Genomic DNA, 6,151 nt, shown 5'->3' on the forward strand with positions numbered 1-6,151 from the left:
CGTCCGACGGCATCGACGGCTATCCCCGCGAGGCCTTCCTGGAGGACCTGACGGCGGGCGCCGGTGCCGGAGCCTGTGCCTGCGCCTGTGCTTGTGCTTGTGCCGGGGGTCAGACGAGGCCGAGGGCGTGTTCTGCCAGGGCCGTGCCTTCGATGCGGGCCCGGATCTTGGCGAAGGCGGTCTCGCGTGACGTGGACGTGTCGTCCGCGAAGGGCGAGAAGCCGCAGTCGTCGCACGTGCCCAGGCTGCCGGGAGGGATGTGGCGGGCAGCGGCCAGGACGCGGTCGCGGACCTCTTCCGGGGTCTCGACCCGCGGGTCGATGGGGTCCGTGACGCCCACGAACGCCCGCGCGCCGTCCGGCAGGTGTTCGGAGAGGACCGCGAGGACCTTGTCCGGGTCCGGTTCGCTCGCCAGCTGGACGTAGAAGTTGCCCGCCTTGAGCCGGAGGAGCTTCGGGAGGAGAGCCGCGTAGTCCACGTCCAGGCTGTGGGTGGAGTCCAGGTCGCCGCCCGGGCAGGTGTGGATGCCGATGCGGGCGCGCTCGGGCCCGCTGAAGCGTTCCAGCACGCTGTTGTTCAGGGCGACGAAATCGTCCAGGAGTCCCCCGCCCGGGTCCAGCTTGAGGGACAGCCGGGCCTCCGTGAAGTCGAGCTGGACGACGTGGGCGCCCGCCGCGAGACAGCCGCGGATGTCCGCTTCGGCGCCCGCCGTCAGGTCCTCCAGGAAGGCCTCGCGGGGATAGCCGTCGATGCCGTCGGACGGGTAGAGCAGGCTCAGGGCCGAGGGGGCGATGACGGCCTGCTTGACCGGTACGGCCGCGTGGCGGCGGGCACCCCGCAGGTACTGCTCGGCGTGGACGGCGTACCGGAAGGGGCCCGCCATCAGGCGCGGGAGGCGGCGCGTATGGCCGTCGGCGAAGGGGATGACCACGCCGTCGGGGGCCAGGCCCGCCGCACCGGCGACGGGGTAGGTGGCGAAGCTCGGCTTGGCCTGTTCGCCGTCGGTCACGACCGGGGAGCCGAGCTCTTCGAGGCGGCGGACGGTGTCGCGTACCGCCTCGTCCTGGGCGGCGACGAGGTCGGCCTCGGAGATCCGGCCGGCTTCTCGGGCCTCCATGGCCGCCAGCAGCTCGGTGGTGCGGGGGATGCTGCCGATGGGTTCGGTGGGGATGCTCCGGGTCATGGCTTGATCTCCAGCTGGGCTCGGCCGTCGCTTCCGTCGGTGCCGGAGGAGAGGCACTCGGTCGGCAGTCCCCGTGCCGCCGCGAGAAGCACGGTGCGCTCGGCTTCCTGCCCCTTGCCGCGGCCCTCGGTGACGTGGCCCGTCAGCCTGACGGTGAGGACGCCGGCGGCGCGGACCGTGGTGCCCCGGTCGTACTGGATCACTGACCGGGATGCGGATCCGGATGCGGAACCGGATGCGGATCCGGCGTGGCCCTTGGGGTCCTGGTACTCGACGGTCTCCATGACCCGGGTCGAGGCCACCGTCGCGCAGGCCGCGTCCGGCGACACCCCGTCGAGGGTGCCGGTGGCCCGTACGGTCCGCCCGGGGCCGACGGTGCACTGGTAGTCGGCGTCCGTGTGGATGCGGGTTTCCTTCGGCTGGAGCGTCAGGGGCGGGTCGTAAACGCTCCGGCTGGGGCCTTGGCACAGGATGCCTGTGCTTCTGTCGCCCGTGCCGTGGGCCTGGCCGGCAGGCGCCCACGCCAAGGACGTGCCCAACAGGGCGAGAAAGGCGAGTGCCACTGCCGCACTACGCCCACGCCCATGCCTACGTGTCCGCGTCCGCGTCTGCATTCGCCTTTGCACGCGCAATCGGAACTCCACGCCGACCATGCACCCTCCAGGGACTAGCCATCCGCTGTCTGCCTGCCCCTGACTACCCACGGTCACCGCAGTCACCCCGCAGCGCCCATGCCACAGCCCGGCTCTCGGCAGCGCGCCGCCCGCGCGGGGCCCTCGCGTGCGCGAGCCGCTTGCCTCTTGCGCCGGGTATCCGCGGCGCCGTCCCCGTGCGGACCGCCGGCTCGCCGGGTAGGCAGCCCCGGTGGACTACACATCGGCCAAGGCACGCGTCTTCGTCATGCTGGATGCGGACGGAGACGGAATCATTTCGCAGGACGAGTACCTCGCACGGACCACGAACGTCGTCCGCGCGACGGGGCGGGCGGAGGACGATCCCCTGGTCGTCGCCGCACGCGCCGGCGGCCGGCAGGCCTGGGCGGCGATGGATGCGAACGGTGACGGGAAGGTGACCTTCGAGGAGTACGACGCCTGGGCCGGCGCCGAGGCGTTCGACACCGTCTGCCGGCCCGTCCTGGGCGGGCTCTTCGACCTCGCCGACAGCGACGGGGACGGCGCCCTCACCCGACCGGAGTTCACCGCCCTGCGCGAGGCGCTCGGCAATCCGCCCGACCACGCGCACGCCGCCTTCGAGGTGCTGGACGCCGACGGGGACGGGCTCGTCAGCCGCGACGACTACCTGGCGTCGATCCGCGCCCATGTCGCCGGCGAGGGCTCCGCAGTGGGCCAGGCGCTGTACGGCTAGGGGCTGTACGGCTAGGCGCTGTACGGCAAGGGGCTGTACGGGTAGGCGCTGTACGGGTAGGGGCTGCGCAGAGCCTGCCCATGCGGCCGGCCCGCCAGCGACTCGGGCCGGCCCTTCACGCTCCCGGGTCAGTCCTGCACACCCGGCACGCCTCAGGCCGGCCCGCGCCTCAGGCCAACCCCCTTACACCGGCACCGCTTCGATGATCGACGCGAATCCGGGGGTGGGGATGATCCGGTCCAGCCTGAAGCCCGCCTCGCCGAGCAGCGCGCGGAACTCCTGCTCCGTACGCTCCCGCCCCGTCACGAGCGCCAGCATGATGACGTCCAGTTCCTTGGCGAAGTGCGGCTCGTTGCCCGCCGGGAGGACGGCGTCCACCGCCAGCAGCTTGCCGCCGGGCGGTATCGCGGCGCGGATCGCGCGCAGGATGCGCACGCATTCCTCGTCGTTCCAGTCGTGGAGGATGTGCTTCAGGAGGTAGAGGTCACCGCCCGGCGTCACGGCGTCGAAGAAGCTGCCGGCGTCCGTACGCCAGCGGCCCGCGATCTCCTTGGCGCTCTCCCCTGCGTCCAGGAGGTGCGCGGCCACCGTCTGTTCCTGGTCGAACAGCACGCCGGTCAGCCCCGGGTTGCGGCTGAGCACGGCCCGGACCAGCCCGCCGCGGCCGCCACCGACGTCCACGACCGTGCCGGTGGCGGGGAACTCGTACGCCTCGGCGATGAGTTCGTCCTCCGGTCCGGACATGTTCGCCATGCCCGTGTCGAACAGCCGCTGGGCGTCGGCGTTCGCCTGCAGGTAGTCGAAGAACGGCATGCCGTAGACCGTGTGGAACGGTACGGCGCCCGTGCGAAGGGCGTCCTCCAGGCCTTCCGCCGAGCGGCGGAAGACCGCGTCGGTGAGCCAGACCATGCCGGCGTGCGCCGAGTCGGGCACGTCCGTACGGAGCAGCGCCGCGACCGGGGTGAGCTCGAAGGCGCCCTGTTCGTCCTCCCGGAAGACGCCGCGCGTGGCGAGCAGGCGCAGCACGCGGCGCAGCGTAGGCCCGTGCAGGTTGCCGGCCCGCCGGGCGAGCTCGTCGGGCTGCAGCGGGCCGCCGGCGAGGTGGTCGGCGACGCGGTGGACGACGACGGCGCGCAGGGCGGAGGCGTAGAAGTGACCGAAGGCGACTTCGCCCAACTGGGCGGAGAGTGCGGGGTGATCCGCGGAGGCGGGGTGATCCGCGGGGGCAGGGTGGCCGGGCGTGACGTCCATGTCGCTGTCTCTTCCCCTCGTCGGTGAGCGACCGGCTCGGGACCGACCGAGCCGGGTCCGCTCGCAGGTTACGAGGAGCGGGGAGGGCGGGGACGTCGAATGCTCAACGATGGCCGAAGCCGGTGGGACCGGGCCCGGTTTCAGACCCCGCGCAGCCCCAGCGGCCCCGCGATCTCCGCCTCCATCACGCGCCCCGCCTCCTCGGCGAGCCGCTCCTCGGCCGCTACGGAGTCGGTGTCCAGACCGCCGAGCTCGTCCAGGGGCTGGTCGAGGCGGACGTGGGCGACCAGGGACTGGAGCGCGCGGAGGGCGGCCGACGCCGTCGGCCCCCAGTTGGACAGGTACGAGAACTGCCACCACCACAGGGCCTCGCTGACCCGCCCGTCGCGGTAGTGGGCCATGCCGTGCCGCAGGTCGGTGATGATGTCGGCCAGGTCGTCGGAGATCCGGCAGGCGACGGGGGCCGTGCGCGGCACGTACGGGTCGAAGACCTCGGAGTAGACGTCCACGGGGTCGAGGAGCCTGGCGAAGCGCTCGCGCAGCTCGTCGACGTCCGGCTCGGGGCCGACGTCGGGCTCGTAGCGCTCGTCGGGGAGGAAGTCCTCGTGCGCGCCGAGCCTGCCGCCGGTCAGGAGCAGCTGGGAGATCTCCAGCAGCAGGAAGGGCACGGCGCTGTCGGGCTCGTCGCCGCGCGACACCTCGGCGACGGCGACGATGAAGCTCTCGATGGAGTCCGCGACCGAGACCGCGAAGTCGTCGGGGTCGCGCTTGGCGTCGTGCAGCGTTGCGTCAGACATCGAGAAGTCGTCTCCCTTCGAAGGCACGCCCGAGCGTGACCTCGTCGGCGTATTCAAGGTCTCCCCCCACGGGGAGGCCGCTGGCCAGCCGCGTGACCTTGAGCCCCATGGGCTTCACCATGCGGGCGAGGTACGTGGCGGTGGCCTCACCTTCCAGATTGGGGTCGGTGGCCAGAATCAGCTCGGTGACGGTGCCGTCCGCGAGCCGGGCGAGCAGCTCGCGGATGCGCAGGTCGTCGGGGCCGATGCCCTCGATGGGGCTGATGGCCCCGCCGAGCACGTGGTAACGGCCGCGGAACTCTCGCGTCCGCTCGATGGCCACGACGTCCTTGGATTCCTCCACGACGCAGATCACCGCGGGATCGCGGCGCGGGTCCTGGCAGACCCGGCAGCGCTCCTCCTGGGCGACGTTGCCGCAGACCGCACAGAAGCGGACCTTGGCCTTGACCTCGGTCAGGGCGTGGGCGAGCCGGCGGACGTCGGCGGGCTCGGCCTGAAGGATGTGAAAGGCGATCCGCTGCGCGCTCTTGGGACCGACGCCGGGCAGCCTGCCCAGTTCGTCGATGAGGTCCTGGACCACGCCTTCATACACGGATCGAATGCTCCTTCTCGGCCTTGTTCTCGGTCTTGTTCTTGGTCTTGTTCTCGGCCTTGTTCAACAGGGGCGGGCCGCGGCCGCCGTCAGAACGGCAGGCCGGGGATGCCGCTGCCGCCGCCCAGGCCCTGGGCGAGCGGGCCGAGCTTCTGCTGCTGCAGCTGCTGGGCGGCGCCGTTGGCGTCACGGACGGCGGCGAGGATGAGGTCGGCGAGGGTCTCGGTGTCCTCGGGGTCGACGGCCTTGGGGTCGATCACCAGGGCCTGCAGCTCGCCGGCACCGGTGACCGTCGCCTTCACCAGGCCGCCGCCCGACGTGCCCTCCACGGGCGTACGGGCGAGCTCCTCCTGCGCCGCTGCGAGATCCTGCTGCATCTTCTGCGCCTGCTGGAGGAGCTGCTGCATGTTGGGCTGGCCACCACCGGGAATCACGGGTTCGCTCCTGGCTGTCGACGACGTTTGTCTCGGTAGCCCGAGCCTACGTGGTTGCCGCCTCCGGCGCCCCATGCCGGGCGAAGAAGAACAGGGGCGCCGGGGGCGCGTGCGGCGCACGCAGGGTTTTCCGGGGTGTGGCTGCGAGGGCGTGGCTGGTGGGCGTGGCTGCTAGGGCGCGCGTAAGCGGCGGTAGGGCAGGCCGGGGGCCTGGCCGCCGGAGCTGCCTGCCCTACGTGCCGCTGGTCCTCGTTCCTACTCGTCGCTGCTGCTCGCCGCTGCTACTCGTTCTCGCTGGTACTCGCCGCTGCTACTCGTTCGCGATCTCTTCGATGACCGTCGCGCCGAGCTCGCGGACGATGAGGTCGTGGCCGGTCAGGGCGGTCTCGTCGAGGTCGGGGTCGTCCTCGGCGGGCATGTCGTCCTCGGGGGCGACGGGCGGCGGCTCGGGCTCGCGGTACGCCTGGGCCGGCGGGGGCGGCGGAGGCGTGGGAGAGGCGGGCGCCTGGGGCTGGGGGACCGCCGGGGC

At 72.3% G+C, this 6,151-nt stretch carries 7 protein-coding genes and 1 pseudogene; 1 reads left to right on the forward strand and 7 read right to left on the reverse strand.

Annotated elements, in window-relative coordinates; all coding sequences use genetic code 11:
* Positions 1–109: 109 nt before the first annotated feature.
* Positions 110–1,183 carry a cobalamin-independent methionine synthase II family protein gene (locus ACSNOH_RS32765; protein ID WP_436725093.1) on the reverse strand — a complete coding sequence of 358 codons (1,074 nt, stop codon included), beginning with the start codon at positions 1,181–1,183 and terminating at the stop codon, positions 110–112.
* Positions 1,180–1,746, reverse strand: coding sequence for a hypothetical protein (locus ACSNOH_RS32770; RefSeq protein ID WP_436725094.1), 567 nt, complete (start codon positions 1,744–1,746; stop codon positions 1,180–1,182). The genes ACSNOH_RS32765 and ACSNOH_RS32770 overlap by 4 nt, the downstream gene beginning before the upstream one ends.
* Before the next feature lie 301 nt (positions 1,747–2,047).
* On the opposite strand from ACSNOH_RS32770, the gene ACSNOH_RS32775 reads away from it, so the two are divergent.
* On the forward strand, positions 2,048–2,548 hold the full coding sequence (locus ACSNOH_RS32775) for an EF-hand domain-containing protein (protein ID WP_436725095.1): 501 nt from the start codon (positions 2,048–2,050) through the stop codon (positions 2,546–2,548).
* Between the two features lie 183 nt (positions 2,549–2,731).
* Here ACSNOH_RS32775 and ACSNOH_RS32780 read toward each other — a convergent pair whose 3' ends face one another.
* The 5 genes and pseudogenes from ACSNOH_RS32780 to ACSNOH_RS32800 all read right to left on the reverse strand — a co-directional run.
* Positions 2,732–3,799 (reverse strand): methyltransferase, encoded by a 1,068-nt coding sequence (locus ACSNOH_RS32780; protein WP_436725096.1) that lies wholly within the window; start codon positions 3,797–3,799, stop codon positions 2,732–2,734.
* A gap of 140 nt (positions 3,800–3,939) precedes the next feature.
* Positions 3,940–4,596 carry a DUF5063 domain-containing protein gene (locus tag ACSNOH_RS32785; RefSeq protein WP_436725097.1) on the reverse strand — a complete coding sequence of 219 codons (657 nt, stop codon included), beginning with the start codon at positions 4,594–4,596 and terminating at the stop codon, positions 3,940–3,942.
* Positions 4,589–5,188, reverse strand: a complete 600-nt coding sequence (gene recR / locus ACSNOH_RS32790) for a recombination mediator RecR (protein WP_391828825.1) — start codon at positions 5,186–5,188, stop codon at positions 4,589–4,591. The genes ACSNOH_RS32785 and recR overlap by 8 nt, the downstream gene beginning before the upstream one ends.
* 89 nt (positions 5,189–5,277) lie before the next feature.
* Entirely contained in the window at positions 5,278–5,622 is a 345-nt protein-coding gene (locus tag ACSNOH_RS32795; protein ID WP_436725098.1) for a YbaB/EbfC family nucleoid-associated protein, read from the reverse strand.
* Positions 5,623–5,932: 310 nt separating this feature from the next.
* Positions 5,933–6,151: pseudogene (locus ACSNOH_RS32800) on the reverse strand (hypothetical protein); the annotation flags it as partial.

The organism is Streptomyces sp. URMC 127 (assembly GCF_051386535.1).
GTDB lineage: Bacteria > Actinomycetota > Actinomycetes > Streptomycetales > Streptomycetaceae > Streptomyces.